We start from the raw sequence: 18,530 nt of genomic DNA on the forward strand, positions 1-18,530 counted from the left end.
ACCTTACCTTAATAAGCCATTCTCTAAAGCACTAAGCTTTAAAATATACTCTTGACTTTTGTTTGTATCAAAAAAACTATTTATCTCATAAAAACTTTTTAAAGTTTTATCAATATATCTTAAATTTCCTTGAGAAATTTTTTGTAAAAACTTAAGACATTTATTTGAAAAATTCATTCCGAATTTCAATTTAATATAATCATCAAGCTCTAAAAGACTAATATTTTTCAATTCAAAACAAGCACTTAAACGACTTTTAAAATGCTCTTTTTTAAGTATATTTAACTTTTTATGAGAACTTAAAACAAAACTTATAGAATCACTATAAATCCTAATGCTTTCTAGCATTGCATAATCATACATTCCTACTTCATCAAGAATGATTAAACTCTGACCTTGTGAAATCAAAAACTCAATTTTTTCTTTTAAGAAACTCTGATCTTTAAAATTTTCATTAATAAAATCAACATTATATTTTTTTGCCAATCTTTGCAACAATACACTTTTACCGCTACCACTTTTTCCCCATAAAAAAATAAAAGCTTTTTGGCTTTCTAAAATTTGATTGATTTGATGAAAAATTTCTTCTCTAAATGGAATAATTTTACTCATAATGCTTAAATCCTAGATCTTTAAGACTTGGAGCGTTTACACTATCTACTATACTTGGAGTGATAATAAAAACAATTTCAGTTGCTTTAGAATTTAAAACTTCTCCTTTAAACAAAGAACCTAGAATTGGAATTTTTGATAGAAAATTGATAGAATTTTTCTCATTAGATTTATCGTGAGAAATCAATCCACCTAAAATTAAAGTTTGATTATTCTCTACTTGCACAACACTAGAAAGCTTTTTTTGTATGGTATCAGGAGCAATAGTTCTTGGTTCTTTTTGTCGTTTATTATCTTCTGGATACTTAAAATCACTTAAGCTTGGATTAATTCTAAGCATTATTTTTCCATCATCAGAAATTTCAGGCAAGATATTGAGTAAAATACCTATAAAAATAGAATAATTATTATAACTTTCACTAACAGTAGTCCCATTTTCAGTACCTTTAGAACTTTCTTTGACTTGATAATTTATAGTATCGCCTACAGAAATAATGGCTTGTTGGTTGTTTAAAGCCATAAGCTTTGGATTAGAAAGCACGCTAGTTTTTCCATTTTGAGAAAGAAAGTTAATAATAGAATCAAAATTTAAATTTGCCCTTAAACCCAAATTCTTAACAAAACCTTGCCCATTTTGAAACTGAATAAAAGAATTTTCATTATTTACTTGTGAATTTAAACCTATATTAAAATTTTGCCAATTAATCCCACTAGAATGGCTTTCATTTAAACTCACAGCAAGTATGCTAACATCGATAATAACTTGTTTTTTAAGACGATTTTCTAGTTTTTGCAAATAATTTTTCACACTTTTTAACTGAGAATTTGTTCCAGTTACTATAATAAGACCTGCATTGGGATTTATAATGGGAGTTTTAGCCTCATAATCTTCATGAGAATTTTTTAATAATACAATAATCTCTTTTTCTATATTTTGCCAAAAATCAAATTTTTCCATACTTTTAATCATATTGTCTTCTGCGTCATCAAAACTACCGCTATATTCACTTTGCCTTGGTTTAGCGTCTACAGACGCTTTAGTTATGCTTTGTCCTTCTCTGATAGAAGTGATATAACTTATCTTGAAAATCTTCGTATTAATGCCTGAAATTCTTAAAATTTTACCATCAAAATCATAGCTAAGATCATGCTCTTTGATAAAAAAATTAAAAATTTCGTCCAAACTCATTTGATGAATATTGACAGAGTTTTGCAATGTTTCTAATTTTTCTTTGGCAATTTTATCTTTAACAATAATACTAAAAGAACAATATTTTGCAAGCTCATCAAGACTTTCTTGTATGCTTAATTTTTCATTAATACTGATATCAAAAAGACGCTTTTGACAATCTAAAGCATAAAGATAATGGCAAAAAAGAATGTTAATTAATATTAATCTTATCATTTTTATTTATTTGGATTGCAATTTCTAAATTATCATATTGGAATTTAATCTCTTTAGTATTTATTTCATGTATTATAGCATCATCAATCATATCACCTTTTTTATACCATCGATCATAAATTTTTACTTTATCAAGCATAATTGCAGTAATTTTAATATGTCTTAATTTTTCAAAAGTAGGATTCACAAATGGGTTTTGAAGAGTATTAAAATTTATGCGATTTTCTTTATCTATAAGTTTAAAATACTCCTCAAAATTATCTTGTGCAAACAAAGTGCTAAAACACAATGTAGCACTAAAAATATATTTTATCAGCTTTCAACCTCATTACTATAATCAGCCATAGCGATACGCTTAAGCTGTCTATAGCGACGTTGAGCGTCTTTTTTATTGCGTTCAAAAAGCTCAGCAGCATGTTCAGGATTTGCTTTTTTAAGTGAATTATAACGCACTTCATTCATCAAAAATTGCTCATATAAATCCCAATCAGGCTCTTTTCCTGTTAGAGTTAAAGGATTTTTTCCTTGCTCTTCTAAGCGAGGATCAAAGGTATAAAGTGGCCAATAACCACATTTTGTAGCAAGCTCACCTTGCTCTCCTGAGTAACCAAGCCCACCTTTAATACCATGAGCTATACAAGGAGAATAACAAATCACCAAAGATGGTCCATCATAAGCTTCAGCTGCAGTGATAGCTTTGATAAGATGAGTATAATTTGCCGTTGAATTTACTTGTGCTACAAAAATATAACCATAAGTCATAGCAATTTGACCTAGATCTTTTTTCTGTATAGGTTTGCCTGCTGCTGCAAACTGTGCTACAGCTCCTGTTCTAGAAGATTTTGAACTTTGACCGCCTGTATTAGAATAAACTTCTGTATCAAGCACTAAAATATTTACATTTTCTCCACTTGCTAAAACATGATCAAGTCCGCCATAGCCTATATCATAAGCCCAACCATCACCACCAAAAATCCAGTGAGATTTTTTACTTAAATACTGTTTAAGCTCTAATATATCTTGTACGGCTTTAATATTTTTATTTTGCTCTAAAATAGGGATCATTTTATCTTTAATTTCCACAGACATAGCACCATTGTCTTTATTTGCAATCCAATCTTTAAAAAGGGCTGATAAAGCATTTGGAACTTCTTGCATACTTTCATTCATGATATATTCAATGCGGTGTCTTGTATTTTCAGTTGCAATTTTCATACCCAAACCAAACTCAGCATTGTCTTCAAAAAGTGAATTTCCCCAAGCAGGACCGTGTCCATTTTTCACACTTTTTCTATAAGGAGTTGATGGAGCTGAGCCCCCATAAATAGAACTACAACCTGTCGCATTAGCCACAATCATTCTTTCACCGAACAATCTTGTAATTAAAGTAATATAAGGAGTTTCCCCACATCCAGGACAAGCTCCATGGAATTCAAATAAAGGTTGGGCAAATTGTGCTCCTTTTGTAGTTTCTTTATTTAAAATATCATCTTTGTATGTGATTTCTTTAAATAAATAATCCGCATTTTCTTGCTCACCAAAATCCATCTCTTCTTGAAGTGGTACCATAACCAAAGATTTTTCTTTAGTAGGACACTCATGAACACAAAGCTCACAGCCTGTACAATCAAGTGGAGAAACTTGAATTTTAAAGCTTAATTTTTCTCCTTTGGTTCCTTTAGCTTCTAAAGCATGATCTTTTACACCGCGAGGTGCATTTACCATTTCTTCATCATTAATCAAAAATGGTCTAATAACAGCATGCGGACAAACTGAAGCACATTGATTACATTGGATACAATTTGCCTCTATCCATCTTGGTACCATAACCCCAACACCGCGTTTTTCGTATTCGGTTGTGCCGTGTTCAAAACTTCCATCTTCATAACCTAAAAAGGCTGAAACAGGTAAATCATCACCCTTAGCCGCATTCATAGGTTTTACGATTTTTTCAACAAATTCAGTACCTTTATAGGCATTGGTTTGTTCTTTTTCTTTAAGCTCTAAATTTTTCCAATTTGGATCTACTTCAACTTTTACAAGTCCATCAGCACCCACATCAATAGCCTTGTAATTCATTTCTACAATAGCATCGCCTTTTTTACTATAAGATTTATACGCAAGCTCTTTCATGTATTTTTGTGCGTCTTCATAAGGAATGATTTTTGCAAGTTTGAAAAAGGCTGATTGCATAATGGTATTTGTACGATTTCCCAAACCTATATCACGAGCTAGTTTGGTTGCATTGATGATATAAAAATTTACTTCTTTTTCAGCTAAAGTTTTCTTTACTGCATCTGGAAGTTGTCTTATGGTTTCTTCAGCATTCCAAATACTATTTAAAAGGAAAGTTCCTCCTTTGCGAATTCCTGCTAAAACATCATAAATTTCCAAATAAGCCGCTACCGAACAAGCGATAAAATGCGGAGTTGAAACAAGATAAGTTGAACGGATAGGTTTTTTAGAAAATCTTAAATGGCTTCTTGTATAACCCCCTGATTTTTTAGAATCATAAGCAAAATAAGCTTGAGCGTAAAAATCCGTTTTATCCCCGATGATTTTAATCGAGTTTTTATTTGCACCCACAGTTCCATCAGCACCAAGTCCGTAAAATAAACATTCGATCGTACTTTCATCTCCAAGTGAAATTTTCTCTCCAGTACTCAGTGAAGTATGAGTTACATCATCAACTATACCTACAGTAAAGCCATCTTTTGGATTATCAAGTTTAAGATTTTCAAATACTGCTATCATTTGAGCAGGATCAACATCCTTTGAAGAAAGTCCGTATCTTCCACCCACTATAACAGGAGCATTTTCTCTTCCATAGAAAGCTGATTTTACATCAAGATAAAGTGGCTCCCCAAGACTTCCTGGTTCTTTGGTTCTATCTAAAACTGCGATTTTTTTCACTGATTTTGGCATAACATCAAAGAAATATTTTAAGCTAAATGGGCGATAAAGATAAACTTTTAAAATCCCTACCTTTTCACCCTTAGCATTAAGATAGTCTACCACTTCTTCAAGTGCTTGAGTCACAGAACCCATAGCAACAATCACACGCTCTGGCTCTTTATGTCCATAATAAGTAAATGGTTTGTATTCTCTACCTGTGATTTTTGAAATTTCTTGCATATATTCATTAACAACATCAGGCAAAGCATCATAAAAACGGTTACTTACTTCTCTAGTTTGAAAATAAATATCATCATTTTGTGCTGTTCCGCGTGTTTTTGGATTTTCTGGATTTAAAGCATTATTTCTAAATTCAAGCAAAGCTTCTCTATCTAATAATCTATCAAAATGTGCATAATCCATTACTTCAACTTTTTGAATTTCATGGCTTGTTCTAAAACCATCAAAAAAATGCAAAAATGGCACTCTTCCCTTAATTGCAGCTAAATGTGCTATACCAGCTAAGTCCATGGTTTCTTGCACGGAATGCGAACAAAGCATAGCAAAACCAATTTGTCTTGCCGCATAAATATCTTGATGATCACCAAAGATAGACAAAGCTTGAGCAGCCAAAGAACGCGCTGCTACATGGATTACACAGGGGAGTAATTGACCTGCTATTTTATACATATTTGGAATTTTAAGGAGTAATCCTTGAGAAGCTGTATAAGTTGTAGTCAAAGCCCCAGCCTGTAAAGATCCATGCACACTACCTGCAGCACCTGCTTCACTTTGCATTTCTACGATTTTTACAGGAACTCCAAAAAGATTTTTTTTGCCTGCAGCTGCCCACATATCGGTGTAATCAGCCATAGGAGAACTAGGTGTAATAGGATAAATTCCAGCAACTTCAGTAAAAGCATACGCAGCGTATGCAGCAGCCTCATTTCCGTCCATAGTTTTCATAATTTTACCCATTGAGACCTTCCTTATATATTGATAATTTTTATAATTTTTTAGCTATCAATTTACTATAAATTCTCTTAAAAGGCGTTTAACGAAAACTTGAAATTAGTTTAATCTAGCTATATAATTAACAGCCTCATATGCATTTAAAAATACCATAGAATGAGCTTTTAATTCATTTTCATTGCCATAGCCACAAGTTAAGGCCAAAGGAGTGATATTAGCAGAAATTGCAGCTTGAATATCTAGTATTGTATCGCCTATCATATAGGCATTTTCTTGAGTTTTATTAAGTCTTTTTAAGGCTAAAATTATAGGTTCAGAACTTGGCTTTGGATTTATGACATCTTCAAGAGTAATTAAAGTTTTAAAGAATTTTTTAACCCCCAAATAATCAAGTAAAATCGGAGTAAATTTACCTCCTTTTGTTGTAACTATACCAAGATCTGCAATTTCGCTTCCAAGTTCTAATGCTTCTTTTGCTTTAGGCAAAAGAGTGGTTTGTTCTAAATAAATTTGTGCATAAATTTCACGATAAGCTAATACAAATTCTTTACTTAAATTTACTTTATCTGGATAAAGCATTCTAAACATTTGCTCTAAAGGATAACCTATGAGATTTTTGATTTCTTCATTATTTTTAGAAGTTAATCCAAGGGCTTTAAAAGCTCCTTGGAAAGAATTTAAAATAGCATCAGTAGAATCAATTAAAGTGCCATCTAAATCAAATAAAATAGTTTTATTCATTATCTTAAAATAAATTTAGCATCCACTCTTCTATTATCCGCTCTACCTTCTTTAGTGTCATTGCTTGAGCGAGGATTATCTTGACCATAACCTACTGTTTTGATGCGACTTTTTTCTACACCATATTTTTCAAGTTCATTAGCAACACTTTTAGCACGTCTTTCAGAAAGCTTTTGATTATAAGCTCTTGAACCGATATTATCTGTATGTCCTTCAAGAATAGTATCATATCTTTCATTTTCATCTAAAACTTTTGCAATTTCTTTGATTTTTTCTTGAAAAGTTGGATTTATAGTAGTTTTATCAAAACCAAAATGACCTTCCAAAGAAATAGTTTTTTCGCAACCATTTTCATCTAATAAAGCACCTTCTCTTGGTTCTACAGGACATTTTACTTGTGGAGCTGGACGAGTATCAGCAACTTCTTCTACAGCTTTTTCCTTTTTGCCACCAAAACCAAAACTAATACCTAAAGTTGAAACCCAATTATGGTTTGCATGGTTAAAATTAATTTGATCTCTAGTTTCAAGTCTTAAAGCCAAAGAATCACTAAGACGGAATTTTACACCCGCGCCATAATGTCCAAATCCACCGCTTTTATTATCATAAGCAGCATTTGAAAAATCCTCATATCCTCCACCTGCTAAACCATAGAAATAAAATTTCTCACCTACATCAATACCTTTAATAGCACTCAAATAAGTTCTTGTAATATCTGTAGTTTTATTTGTATTTGTATATTTAACATCAGAATAATGCTCTAACCCAAATTCTAATTGATCAAGCCAAAAATCGTCAAAATGATAACCAAGTCTAATCCCTGGTGCATAGCGATTATCCATATCTAAATTACCTTCAAAGTAATTATAGTTTAAAGTTGGAGTGATTTCAAATTTTACATTGTTATCAGCACCGAATAAAACACTTGCCAAACCTAAACATAATAATATTTTTTTCATAGAAAAAACCTTTCATTGTGTTATAAAATAAAAATTTAAATTTTGCAATTATATCATAAATGACAGAAAAAAGGATAAGTTTTATAAAAAATTGTAGAAAGGTGGGAAAATCCCACCAAAAATATTAACGTTTAGAGAATTGCGGGCTTCTTCTTGCTTTGCGGCGTCCATATTTTTTACGCTCAACAGTTCTACTATCTCTAGTAAGAAGTCCTTTAGGTTTTAATAAAGCTCTAAAATCAGCATCCATAGCTGCTAAAGCTCTTGAAATTCCATGTCTTAAAGCTTCAGCTTGAGCACTATAGCCCCCGCCTAAAGTAGTTGCTTTAATATCCATTGAAGTTTCTTGTTTAGTCACAAGTAAAGGTTGAACCACTTTAAGCTTAATCGCCTCGTGTCCACCAAGCCAAGTGTTTAAATCAACACCATTAACACTAATTTTACCACTACCTGGTTTTACCCATACCTTTGCGATAGCAGTTTTTCTCTTACCTGTTGCGTATGTTGTTGCCATGATTATTTTCCTTCTTTAGCAATTTGCGCAGTGTGTGGGTGCTCACTACCCGCATAAATTTTTAATTTTTTAAGCATAGCTCTGCCCAAATTTGTTTTAGGAAGCATACCTCTAACTGCTAATTTATATAATTTTGCAGGATTTTTTTCAAGTAAATCACCAAATTTTTCGCTTTTTACACTTCCAAAATATCCTGAATGTCTATGATAAAGCTTATCTTCTGCTTTATTAGCACCTGTAAATACAGCTTTTGAAGCATTGATGATAATTACATAATCACCACAATCAACATTTGGAGTAAAGCAAGGCTTGTTTTTACCTCTCAAAATTGTTGCTACTTCAGTTAAAAGACGACCAAAGCGTTTGCCTTCTGCGTCTAAAACAATCCATTCTCGTTTTACTTCGTTTGGCTTTGTTATCTTTGTCATAATTTTTACCTTTGCCAAAAATTTAAAATGTGATTGTATAAAAAATAATATTAATTTTTACTTAATTTAAGTAAAAATAAAGTTTATATTTCCAAAATTTGAATTTCATTTTCCAAACAATAAACTATAAAAGCACGCACTTTATCTTTTTTTAAAATTTCACTAATGGCAATCTTATAAGTTCTTACTTGCTCTTTATGTTTATCTTGCATAGCAAGACCTGTTTTATAATCAATTATGAAAGCTTCTTCATCTTTTAGAGCAAGCAAGTCTAATTGTTTAATTTCTCCATTAAAACTCAAAGCTTGCTCTTTTAAAAGCTTTCCATCGCTAATTAAATTTTGAAATTGAGTATTTTTCAGCAAAATTTCAATTCTTTTAAAAAGCTTTTCAAAATCACTCTCATCTAAAAAATGCCTAAATTTGCTCTTGCATCTTTGAGTAAGTATTTGAAAATTTTCACCCTTAGGGAGTTTTAAATTTTGCATAAAAAAGTGAAAAGCATTTCCAAAATATAACTCTTTACTATCAAGCTTTTCTTCACTTTGAACTTCTTGTGGGCTAATTTTTTCAAATTTTTGTAAAGCTTGAATACTTTCTTTTTTAATACTTAAAATTTGCTCTTTGCTTTCTAAAAAACCTCTCTCTTGAGAATGTATATTTAAAAATCCCCCCTTAAAATAACTTGGATAATTTCCATTTACACTTTCTTCGTTTCTTTTTATGATAATCAAACTTTCCTTAGCTCTTGTAAAAGCCACATAAAGTTTATTGATATCATCTTCATAATTTGCTCTTGTAATATTTTCTTTAAAAAGGGTATAAATAGGCTCTTTAGTAAGCTCTCGAATTTTATCCTTAATATGGAGTTGCCAACCTTGATTGATATCATATTCAAGCATGATATCTTCATTGTTTGAATTGTTTTTAGATAAACTATCTAGCAAAATCACATGATCAAATTCCAAACCCTTAGATTTATGCACACTCATAATACTAATACCCATATTTTGCTCGCTTACTATTTTCAAAGTACAAGGCTCAAATAAAAGCTTTAAAAAATTTTCCTTAGTTTTAGCATATTCGATAAATTGCATTAAAGCTATATCATTTAAATCAAGTTTTAATTCTTTTATTAAAAAAAGTACATTTTCCATAGCATTTTTTGAAAAATCAAGGGTGATTTTTCTCGGCTCAAAACCTAAAAGTTCTTTTAAAAATACCAAGTAAAACTCATCACCAAAAATACAATATTTAGCATATTCTAAAACAAGTCTTACGCTTGCTTTATTTTCAAGTAAAACATTGCTTTGAGTAAATGCAGGAATATTTTGCTCTCTTAAAAAATCCAAAACCATATCTGCATCGCTATTTTTCCAACACAAAATACAAATATCATCATAAGAAATATTTTTAGATCTTAAAAAATTAACTTGCTCAAATAAAGTTTCTAAAGTCTTTTCCTTGATTTCTTGAGCTTGGTTTTTAACCTTTTGTTCTTTAGATTCCACAATACGCACAAAACCGCCTTTTTTGCTTTCTAAGGCAAATTGCTCTTTATAATCTTTGATTTTTTCTTTAAAAGTTTCATTAACAAAATCAACCAAAAGCTCTTTAGAACGATAGTTAGTATTTAAACTGTCACTTTTAATTTGATCAAATTCTTGTTTTAACAAATCAAATAATTCTTTTTTTCCTTTACGAAAGCGATAAATACTTTGTTTTTTATCTCCTACATAAAAAAAAGTGCGATTTTTCTTAACTCCTTCCCCTGAAACAAGCTCAGCGATCAAAGGGCGTAAAATTTGATATTGGATCACACTCGTATCTTGAAATTCATCAATAAGCAAATGCGAAATAAAGCCATCTAAACGAAAATAAATCATATCCTTAAATTCACTGGTTATTAACTCATAAACTTTTTTACTCACATCTTGGAAATTTAAGGTATTTTTATCTTTATGAAATATATTTTTAGCTTCACTATAATGATTTAAAAGATTCATTAAATTAGCAATTTTATAATTTTCAAGCTCTATAGCATAAGTATTTAAAGCATTTATAAGCCCCATTCTTTTTGCGCTAAAATATAAGTTAGTGCTTTCTAAATCTTGTAAATATTTTGTACTTTCAAATTTTGTCATAAAACTTGATTGCATAAACACGGATAAATCTAAAACTTCGCTTTTAAAATTGTCACACAAGTTTTTATAATTTTTTACATGAGTAAGACCCAAACAATAACTTCTTAACTCACTATAAGCTTTATTGATATAAGCTTTAGATGGATTTGGAATTTTAGGAAGATTTTGAAAATAAGCATTCTCATAAAATTTTTCAAGCTCGTTAAAAAAATTTTCTTTCTCATCAACTAAATTAATATAATAAGCCAAATCTTTTAATTCATCTTTTTTAAGAAGTTTTAAAAAAATCTCTCTTACATCAAGCTTCTCTTCACTCATTGTAAAATCACTACTTAAGCCCAAATTTAAAGCAAAAACACGCAAAATTTTTCCGAAAAAAGCATCAAAAGTACTGATTTTTAACTCTGTTCTTAAAAATTCTTCTTTTTTAGCATCTCTTAAAGAAATAAGCTCTTCTTTATCTTTACCTAAAAGCTTGCAAAGTTCATTGCATTCACTGGTTTTATTTTCTTTTTCTAAATTTAAAAAAGTCTCAATAATTCTTTTTTGCATTTCATTAGCAGCTTTTTTGGTAAAAGTCAAAGCTAAAATTTCATTAATCCTAACCCCTTTTAAAATAAGTGCTACAAAACGCACACTCAAAGCAAAGGTTTTTCCACTTCCCGCACTCGCTTCTAATGCCAAAAAAGGCTCAAATTGACTCATTTTAATTCCTTTTTATAAATGAGTTTATAAGGACAGTACTCATCTTGTTCATTTTCAAACTCTATTTCTTCCTTGCTCATAAGAACTAAGTCTTTAAGTCTTTCTCTTAGCTCATCTAAACTTTTAGCTTTTTGATGCAATATTTGCATACTATTTAAATCATAAAAACCCACGCTTGCATTTTCATCATATAAAGCTTGGTAAAAAGCAAGTTGATAAGAATTACTTGGTACTTTTCCACTTTTATAATCAATGATCAAATTACCTTCTTTTGAACTATCGATACGATCTATAGTGCCCTTAAGTTTTATACTATCTGCTCCGAGCTTTAAAATATTATTTAACTCAAGCTCTGTATGTGCGACATAAAAGCCTTTTGAAAAATGCTCTTTTTCATTTTTAGCAAATTGTATAAATTTTAATTTAAATACTTCAAGATCAAGTTCACTGATATTGTATTTTTGATATTCTTTATTCAATAAATTTGCAAAAACTTTTATATCAAAATCATTATTTACATAATTTTTATAATAAATTTCAAGCATTTTATGGATGAAATTTCCTTGATTTTTCGCTTTACTTTCCTCGCTTAAAACCCTAGGTTCTGCTAAATTTAAAATATAACGATAATAATAAGTTCTTTTTTGATTTTCCAATAAATTAAAACGACTAAAAGAAAGCGGAAACTCGAAAGGATTATGCTTTAAAATAGGAGCTTTTATAGGAGTTAGATTAGGTTTTATACCTTCATAGTCTAATTTTAAAGCATTAAGATAAGCTTTTTGGTGAATATGGGTTTCATAAAAAAAGTCAAAATCAAGTTCATCTAAAAAACGTGATTTGCTTTTTTCTTCATTTTCCACAAAGCAAATACTTATTTCTAAAGCATTCTTCATCAAGCTTTCATAATAAAATCTTTGTAAATTTTCTCTTCTATCATAGCTAATCAATCCTGCTTTTTTACGCACTTCATTGTTTAAAAAAAGTTCATTAATACTTCTTTTGGGAATAAATTCTTCATTAAAATCAACCAAAATCACCCCATCAAAACAAAGCCCACGACTTTCTAAAAGTCCCATTACCGTAACCTTACCTCCACCTACATCACTAAGGGAAAGTTGTGAAATTTGCATGAAAAAAAGATGGATCAACTCTTTAAGAGTTAAAGACTGATTTTTTAATAAATCTTTAATAAAATAAAGTTCTTTTCGTATCAAATAAATAAGCTCTTGCTTTTCATTTTCTAAAAATAAAGCAAGTAATTTTTCAAAATATTCAAAATCACATTTCTCATCAAAATACTTTTTAAACTCTATAAAATCAAGCTTTAAAGAATGTAAAAGCGTATTGTGATAATCAAAAATCATCTGCGTGTCTTCAAAATAATCCTCTTGATTTTTATAAACAAAAGAAGCACTACTAGCACTTTCATAAAGTGCTTGAAATTTTTGATAAAATAAACTTTCTTTAATACTAATCCCACTTGCAAAATTAAGCATATTGTCTTTATCAAAAAGTCTTAAAAACTCACAAAAACTTTCATCTGGAGTTATAACTACAATATTTTCAGACTTTAAACCTTTGCGTACAAAATGTGAAATTTCATCCATAACAAAAGCGCATTGTAAAGCCCTTAATTCAAAAGATTTGAGTTTAATTTTTGAATTTTTTGTTTTAAAAATTTCTTCTTTTAAAATCTCTTGTTTTGAAAGATTGATTTCATAATGAGTGTTTATTTTTAAATCAAATATTTTTAAAAAATCAAGTTTTGAAAGATATTCAAGATTAAATTTACTTGTTTTAAAACTTAAAACCACTTCTTTAATCTGAGAAATTTCACTTAATAAATTTTCTTCAAATTTACTCAAAAAACCTTGCAAATCATAAACTATAGCTTCATACTCATCTAAAAAATCTTTATTAAGAGTGTAATTTTTAGGTAAAGAAAGATCATCATAAAAAGAATTTTTTTCAAGTAAAGCAAGATAATTTTTATATACCTCATCTAAAATTTCTAAATGTTCATTATAGGTGGCATAATAATCATTATTTTTAAGATCTTCTATGCTTTTTTTTTCTAAACTAAGTTCTTTAAAAAAAGAAAAAAGATATTCGTTATTTTTCAAAAAAGCAAAAAATTCTACCGAAATTCCTAGTTTTTTTTCTAAATCCTTACTTTTTAGACAAGCTTCTTGCATTAAAAGTAAGCTTTCATAAGAACTTGCCTTATGAAAATTACTCAAACAAACTTTATCTAAAAATTCACCTATATGAATAGCACTATCTAATAAAGCATTTTGCTGTTTTTTTTGGTTATAATACTCTCTAATTTGTCTTGAAGAACTAAAAATTCTTAATTTCATTGAGCATTTAATTCGTAGCTAAAAAAACCCACTGTTTCTTGATTTGCATAAAACTTTAGCTTAAGCTCCCATCTACCTTTATCTAATTTAGGCAAAGCGATACTTAAAATTCCATTTTTAACTTGTCCTTCTAACTTTTGATCAAAATTTTTAGTGAATGGTCTTGTAAGAAGAACTTGAACTTTTAAATCATCAGAATTTATATTTTGCAACGCAGAAATTTTAAAATTTGCAACATAGGAATTTTGATCCACTTCATAACTAGGAATTTTTCTTTTACCTATAAAAGTGATTTTATCATTTTGAAAATTTACTTTAAAAAATTTATCAAAATTTACTTGTTGTTTTTGTATTTGATTGTAATTATTTTCAACATTTTGATAAGAGTCAAAATAAAAATCATCCTCATATACAGGATGGTGACTTGCTATAAAAATCGTTACAATACAAGCAATAATTATAGCCAAAAGTGAAAGCAAAATACCATAAGGCCAAAAACTTCTTTTAGTTTCTAACATTTTTTTTCCTCTTTATTCTTCTTTGTGCATAGTATAACAATGCAAAGCAAATAAATCCATAGATAAGTATTCTTAAGATATTGATAGTATCACGATTTGCATTACCTATAGAATGTTCTAATTGTAATCCCAAGGATTTTGCCACACGATCTACAATATCTGCATAACCATTAAGTATAGCAGCATTATAAATATCACCTTTATTTGTAGCTAATATCGGCAAAATAGATCCTGTTCCAGGATAAGGACTAAGCACGGATTCTTTATCAATCAAAGCTAAAGCACCTTTTGAGCCCACTATATCAACTTTGTGAGAATTTTTTGACAAAAGAAGCAATATATAAGATTGAGGAAGTTCTTTTTGTTTATTTAATAAAGTTTCAATTTCAGTTTCATCACCAACCATAACGCCGATAAAAATATTACTTTTTTGGTAAAGCTCTTTTCCTATAAGATTAATCTCATTACTTACTTTTTGACTTAAAATATTTTCATTAAAAAGTACAGCATCAAGAGCAAAAACCCTAGAAGGCAATAAAACAAAGAAGAAGATGGCTAAAAAAAAGCCATCTTGTAATATTTTTTTCATCCTATATGAAGATGATTTACAGTTAAAACCGACCAAGCGGTGATTGCAGCAGCAACAACTAAACCAATAACAATTAAATATTCCAAAGCTTTACTCATTGTGCTTCCTTTATACTTCTATGATCTTGTTCTTTTGAACCAAACATCTTTACACTTTGTACATCTTTAAGACTATATGGCTTTTGCATCACTTCTTGCTGAGCTTTAAGACCCCAAATAGTTAAAACTACTAAGATAGCAAGTAATAAAACCGTAGCAATTAACATACCTGTAACACCTGAAAGAGAAAACACGCATCTATTATTATTTTCCATCATTCACCCCTTGAAAGAGAAATTACATACTCGCCAACAGCTTCTTTTTGAATATCATTAAGTGTTGGAAAACTCGGCATTGTTCCTATAAAACCAGCCTTACCACTATGTAAAACATCTACTACAAAAGCTGCAGAACCGTATTTTGTAAGATCTGGGAACATTCCATCTTGACCTTTTCCATCTTCTCCATGGCATGCTGCACAAGTTGCATAAGCTTCTTTACCTTTTGCTACTAAATTTTCATTTGCAGTTTTCTTAATAGCTGAAAGATCTTTTGCTACATAAGCAGCAATAGCAGGAATATCTTCTTCTGCCACACCTAAATCAGCAGCACCAAGCATTTCTCCACCTGGAAAATTCATACCTTTTGAACCATGTTTAATTACATTGATTATACCTTCTTCGCTACCCCAAATATTTAAATTTTGAGCTTTACCATTGATACCATCGCCTGTAATTCCATGACAAGCTGAACACTGAACTAAAAAGATATTTTGACCCATTGCTATTTTATCTTCAGGAGATAAATTTTTAAATTTTTCTTCGAATTTTGTATTATGAGTTGCTACTTCTTCATTGTATTGACCTATACTTGAAAAAGAATTTAAAGGATATCCCCATAGAAAATACCAAATAGCCCAAACAATAGTCAGGAAAAATACCACAGCCCAACCAGTAGGAACAGCATTTTTATACTCTCCTATTCCATCCCAACTATGTTCGCTAAGCTCTGACTCGCCTTTTTTTTCTTTCATTTGCTTAAACATTCTACTCACAATAACTAGTGTGATTAAAATGATAAGAATAGCTCCAATTAAAGATAAGAGATTAACATTATCTTCTAAATTTAACCATTGCATTAAGCACTCCTTTTACTTTCTAATACACTATCATCAATATCATCTTTTAAGGCAAGGTTTGCATAATTTTCATAATTTCTCTCGCCTTTTTTTTCTGTTCTATATAAATGATACCAATACGCATATAATACTATTGACAAAAACATCACGAGTGCAAAAAAACCATAACCTTGGAAAATCTCCCACTCATGTTTTTGAACTGTTGCTAAATCAAATGTGATTAAATTTTTAATCACATCAAAAACTATTGATAAATGTTCCATCATCTTACTTTAAGCTATTTAAATAAGCGATCAAAGCAACTATTTCTTTGATTTCACCTTTAGCAAAAGCATCTTTTACTTCTTGATTTTTCATTTGATCAACTATAGCCTGAGCTTCAGCTTTTACTTCAGCTTGCGCATCCTCCCAAGAACCAAGTTTTGTTCCATTTTCTGTATCATAAGGAACATTGAAAACTTTTTTCACGGTTAAAGCCTCAGCATAAGCAGTTTCAATATCTGCATTATTTTTAAACATATGCTTATATGAAGGCATAATAGAATCTGGAACAACAGAAGTAGGATCCCACATATGATTTTCATGCCAATCAGCTGTTCTATAATTTCCTACACGAGCAAGATCAGGTCCTGTTCTTTTTGAACCCCAAAGAAAAGGTCTATCATAAGCAAATTCACCACTTACAGAATACATACCATAACGATCTGTTTCTGATTTAAATGGACGAATAAGCTGTGAATGACAAGCATTACAACTATCTTTAATATATACTGCACGCCCTGCAAGTTGTAAAACCGTATAAGGTTTTTTACCTTCAATTGGTCTTGCATTTTCTGCAAAATTTGGTAAAACTTCAACTATGCCTGCATAAGCAATCACTACAAAAACAGCTACAGCAAAAAAGAATGGATTTTTTTCTAACCAACTAAACATATTTTCTCCTTTTTATGCTGCCATAGGCGAAGCGCTTTTTGGTTCTTTATCAAGCACTCTTCCACAAGCAATTGTTTTGTAAATATTATAAGTAAACATAAAGAAACCGATAAGATACAACAATCCACCAATCGCTCTAATCCAATAATAAGGAATAATAGCCACAACAGTATCAATAAAGCTATAAAGCAAGTTACCATACTCATCTGTCGCTCTCCACATCATACCTTGAGTAATACCCGCAATCCACATTGAAGCAAAATAAAGAACTATACCTGTGGTTTGGATCCAAAATTGAGCTTCCATTAAAGATTTGCTATAAAGCTCTCTTTTGAAAACTCTAGGAGTCATATGATAAAGCGCAGCCATAGTCATAAATCCTACCCAACCTAATGTTCCATCATGAACATGTCCTGGAATCCAATCTGTAAAGTGTGCTAAAGCATTAACAGACTTAATTGAAAGAATTGGCCCTTCAAGTGTTGAGAACATATAGAAAGTTGATGCCAAAATCATAAATTTAATCAATGGACTCTCGCGAAGCTGGCTCCACTCACCTTTCATAGTAAGTAAGATATTAATCGCTGAACCCCAAGAAGGTAAAATCAATACTATAGAGAAAACCGAACCCATAGTTTGCATCCAATCAGGTACAGTTGAATAAATCAAATGGTGACCACCTGCCCAAAGATAAACAAACATTAAGCCCCAAAATGCAAATAAAGAGAGTTTATAAGAGAAAATCGGCTGACCACTTTCTTTTGGCAAGAAGTAATAAATTTGAGCAATAATACCCACAGTAAATACAAATGCCACAGCATTATGTCCATACCACCATTGTACTAAAGCATCATTTGTTCCTGCATACATTGATACACTATGCCACCATTTACCCATTCCAGTAACAAAATAAGTTGGTACTTCCATGTTGTTAAAAAGATAAAGCATAGCTATACCTAAAAATGTAGCTATATAATACCATAAAGAAATATAAAGAGTTTTTTCACGGCGAATTCCAATAAGTCCAAAAATACTTACACCCCATAAAACCCAAACAAGAACAACAAGAATATCTAAAGGCCACTCAAGCTCTGCATATTCTTTAGATGTAGTCACACCCATAAACAAAGATATAACAGCTAAAACCATAGTAAGCATATAAAGCCAAAAATGAAGCTTACCAACAGCCATTAAAAATCTTGACTCAGCCATACTTACCTTAAGAACACGCTGACCTATATAATACCAAGTTGCCCAAATCCCTGAAAGCATAAAACCAAAAATCACACCTGAAGTATGAAGTGGTCTAAGTCTTGAAAAAGTAGCATATTCTCCTGCTAAATAATTTAAGTTAGGATATGCCATTTGAAAAGCTATAAGAGTTCCTATAGCCATACCAACAATGCCAAACAATACGGTTGTAAACATAAAATATCTTGCAACCGTATAGTCGTAATTTAATACATTACCTGGATGCATCGACTTTCTCCTTAAAATTTTTGATAATAAGAGAATATTATAGAATATTAATTATACATTTTTTCTTAAAAATGATAATTTTGTTAATCATTTGTTA

General features: G+C 30.3%; 18 protein-coding genes. All 18 read right to left on the reverse strand.

Annotated features, from left to right (window positions below):
* Nucleotides 1-3: 3 nt before the first annotated feature.
* Nucleotides 4-612 carry an ATP-binding protein gene (locus AJN70_RS05225; protein WP_002921280.1) on the reverse strand — a complete coding sequence of 203 codons (609 nt, stop codon included), beginning with the start codon at nt 610-612 and terminating at the stop codon, nt 4-6.
* Nucleotides 605-2,017 (reverse strand): pilus (MSHA type) biogenesis protein MshL, encoded by a 1,413-nt coding sequence (mshL, locus tag AJN70_RS05230; RefSeq protein ID WP_044779973.1) that lies wholly within the window; start codon nt 2,015-2,017, stop codon nt 605-607. Before mshL ends, AJN70_RS05225 begins: the two co-directional genes overlap by 8 nt.
* Complete coding sequence (locus tag AJN70_RS05235; RefSeq protein ID WP_002862131.1) at nt 1,995-2,306, reverse strand: hypothetical protein; 312 nt, start codon at nt 2,304-2,306, stop codon at nt 1,995-1,997. Before AJN70_RS05235 ends, mshL begins: the two co-directional genes overlap by 23 nt.
* Before the next feature lie 23 nt (nt 2,307-2,329).
* Nucleotides 2,330-5,890, reverse strand: coding sequence for a pyruvate:ferredoxin (flavodoxin) oxidoreductase (gene nifJ / locus AJN70_RS05240; protein ID WP_070295573.1), 3,561 nt, complete (start codon nt 5,888-5,890; stop codon nt 2,330-2,332).
* A gap of 93 nt (nt 5,891-5,983) precedes the next feature.
* Nucleotides 5,984-6,625: an HAD family hydrolase gene (locus tag AJN70_RS05245; RefSeq protein WP_002887739.1), complete on the reverse strand. Its 642-nt coding sequence runs from the start codon at nt 6,623-6,625 to the stop codon at nt 5,984-5,986.
* Nucleotides 6,625-7,584 (reverse strand): fibronectin-binding outer membrane protein CadF, encoded by a 960-nt coding sequence (gene cadF, locus AJN70_RS05250; protein ID WP_070286091.1) that lies wholly within the window; start codon nt 7,582-7,584, stop codon nt 6,625-6,627. Before cadF ends, AJN70_RS05245 begins: the two co-directional genes overlap by 1 nt.
* Nucleotides 7,585-7,708: 124 nt before the next feature.
* Complete coding sequence (gene rpsI / locus AJN70_RS05255; protein ID WP_002851459.1) at nt 7,709-8,098, reverse strand: 30S ribosomal protein S9; 390 nt, start codon at nt 8,096-8,098, stop codon at nt 7,709-7,711.
* Between the two features lie 2 nt (nt 8,099-8,100).
* Nucleotides 8,101-8,526: a 50S ribosomal protein L13 gene (rplM, locus tag AJN70_RS05260; RefSeq protein ID WP_002779321.1), complete on the reverse strand. Its 426-nt coding sequence runs from the start codon at nt 8,524-8,526 to the stop codon at nt 8,101-8,103.
* A gap of 83 nt (nt 8,527-8,609) precedes the next feature.
* Nucleotides 8,610-11,375: a RecB-like helicase gene (locus AJN70_RS05265; protein WP_070295574.1), complete on the reverse strand. Its 2,766-nt coding sequence runs from the start codon at nt 11,373-11,375 to the stop codon at nt 8,610-8,612.
* Nucleotides 11,372-13,738, reverse strand: coding sequence for a PD-(D/E)XK nuclease family protein (locus AJN70_RS05270; RefSeq protein ID WP_070295575.1), 2,367 nt, complete (start codon nt 13,736-13,738; stop codon nt 11,372-11,374). The genes AJN70_RS05265 and AJN70_RS05270 overlap by 4 nt, the downstream gene beginning before the upstream one ends.
* A complete protein-coding gene (locus AJN70_RS05275) occupies nt 13,735-14,256 on the reverse strand; it encodes a FixH family protein (protein ID WP_002862138.1) in 522 nt (173 codons plus the stop codon). Before AJN70_RS05275 ends, AJN70_RS05270 begins: the two co-directional genes overlap by 4 nt.
* Entirely contained in the window at nt 14,243-14,845 is a 603-nt protein-coding gene (locus AJN70_RS05280; protein WP_002870878.1) for a hypothetical protein, read from the reverse strand. The genes AJN70_RS05275 and AJN70_RS05280 overlap by 14 nt, the downstream gene beginning before the upstream one ends.
* Nucleotides 14,842-14,943, reverse strand: a complete 102-nt coding sequence (locus tag AJN70_RS05285; protein ID WP_002858872.1) for a hypothetical protein — start codon at nt 14,941-14,943, stop codon at nt 14,842-14,844. Before AJN70_RS05285 ends, AJN70_RS05280 begins: the two co-directional genes overlap by 4 nt.
* The gene (locus tag AJN70_RS05290; RefSeq protein ID WP_072224426.1) at nt 14,940-15,161 is read right to left on the reverse strand and encodes a DUF4006 family protein; all 222 of its coding nucleotides are present in this window, start codon (nt 15,159-15,161) and stop codon (nt 14,940-14,942) included. The genes AJN70_RS05285 and AJN70_RS05290 overlap by 4 nt, the downstream gene beginning before the upstream one ends.
* Nucleotides 15,158-16,021 carry a cbb3-type cytochrome c oxidase N-terminal domain-containing protein gene (locus AJN70_RS05295; RefSeq protein WP_002870877.1) on the reverse strand — a complete coding sequence of 288 codons (864 nt, stop codon included), beginning with the start codon at nt 16,019-16,021 and terminating at the stop codon, nt 15,158-15,160. Before AJN70_RS05295 ends, AJN70_RS05290 begins: the two co-directional genes overlap by 4 nt.
* Nucleotides 16,021-16,284 (reverse strand): cytochrome c oxidase, cbb3-type, CcoQ subunit, encoded by a 264-nt coding sequence (locus AJN70_RS05300; protein WP_002851307.1) that lies wholly within the window; start codon nt 16,282-16,284, stop codon nt 16,021-16,023. The genes AJN70_RS05295 and AJN70_RS05300 overlap by 1 nt, the downstream gene beginning before the upstream one ends.
* Nucleotides 16,285-16,288: 4 nt before the next feature.
* A complete protein-coding gene (ccoO, locus tag AJN70_RS05305) occupies nt 16,289-16,954 on the reverse strand; it encodes a cytochrome-c oxidase, cbb3-type subunit II (RefSeq protein WP_002855439.1) in 666 nt (221 codons plus the stop codon).
* A gap of 12 nt (nt 16,955-16,966) precedes the next feature.
* Nucleotides 16,967-18,433: a cytochrome-c oxidase, cbb3-type subunit I gene (gene ccoN / locus AJN70_RS05310; RefSeq protein ID WP_044779979.1), complete on the reverse strand. Its 1,467-nt coding sequence runs from the start codon at nt 18,431-18,433 to the stop codon at nt 16,967-16,969.
* Nucleotides 18,434-18,530 lie beyond the last annotated feature (97 nt).

The organism is Campylobacter sp. BCW_4341, assembly GCF_001764255.1.
Classification (GTDB): Bacteria; Campylobacterota; Campylobacteria; order Campylobacterales; family Campylobacteraceae; genus Campylobacter_D; species Campylobacter_D jejuni.

What these genes read in the sequence shown, in the direction of transcription:
- AJN70_RS05225 (WP_002921280.1), bottom strand. Translation starts at nt 612, where the DNA reads ATGAGTAAAATTATTCCATTTAGAGAAGAAATTTTTCATCAAATCAAT.
- mshL (WP_044779973.1), bottom strand. Translation starts at nt 2,017, where the DNA reads ATGATAAGATTAATATTAATTAACATTCTTTTTTGCCATTATCTTTAT.
- nifJ (WP_070295573.1), bottom strand. Translation starts at nt 5,890, where the DNA reads ATGGGTAAAATTATGAAAACTATGGACGGAAATGAGGCTGCTGCATAC.
- AJN70_RS05245 (WP_002887739.1), bottom strand. Translation starts at nt 6,625, where the DNA reads ATGAATAAAACTATTTTATTTGATTTAGATGGCACTTTAATTGATTCT.
- cadF (WP_070286091.1), bottom strand. Translation starts at nt 7,584, where the DNA reads ATGAAAAAAATATTATTATGTTTAGGTTTGGCAAGTGTTTTATTCGGT.
- rpsI (WP_002851459.1), bottom strand. Translation starts at nt 8,098, where the DNA reads ATGGCAACAACATACGCAACAGGTAAGAGAAAAACTGCTATCGCAAAG.
- rplM (WP_002779321.1), bottom strand. Translation starts at nt 8,526, where the DNA reads ATGACAAAGATAACAAAGCCAAACGAAGTAAAACGAGAATGGATTGTT.
- AJN70_RS05265 (WP_070295574.1), bottom strand. Translation starts at nt 11,375, where the DNA reads ATGAGTCAATTTGAGCCTTTTTTGGCATTAGAAGCGAGTGCGGGAAGT.
- AJN70_RS05270 (WP_070295575.1), bottom strand. Translation starts at nt 13,738, where the DNA reads ATGAAATTAAGAATTTTTAGTTCTTCAAGACAAATTAGAGAGTATTAT.
- AJN70_RS05275 (WP_002862138.1), bottom strand. Translation starts at nt 14,256, where the DNA reads ATGTTAGAAACTAAAAGAAGTTTTTGGCCTTATGGTATTTTGCTTTCA.
- AJN70_RS05280 (WP_002870878.1), bottom strand. Translation starts at nt 14,845, where the DNA reads ATGAAAAAAATATTACAAGATGGCTTTTTTTTAGCCATCTTCTTCTTT.
- AJN70_RS05285 (WP_002858872.1), bottom strand. Translation starts at nt 14,943, where the DNA reads ATGAGTAAAGCTTTGGAATATTTAATTGTTATTGGTTTAGTTGTTGCT.
- AJN70_RS05290 (WP_072224426.1), bottom strand. Translation starts at nt 15,161, where the DNA reads ATGATGGAAAATAATAATAGATGCGTGTTTTCTCTTTCAGGTGTTACA.
- AJN70_RS05295 (WP_002870877.1), bottom strand. Translation starts at nt 16,021, where the DNA reads ATGCAATGGTTAAATTTAGAAGATAATGTTAATCTCTTATCTTTAATT.
- AJN70_RS05300 (WP_002851307.1), bottom strand. Translation starts at nt 16,284, where the DNA reads ATGGAACATTTATCAATAGTTTTTGATGTGATTAAAAATTTAATCACA.
- ccoO (WP_002855439.1), bottom strand. Translation starts at nt 16,954, where the DNA reads ATGTTTAGTTGGTTAGAAAAAAATCCATTCTTTTTTGCTGTAGCTGTT.
- ccoN (WP_044779979.1), bottom strand. Translation starts at nt 18,433, where the DNA reads ATGCATCCAGGTAATGTATTAAATTACGACTATACGGTTGCAAGATAT.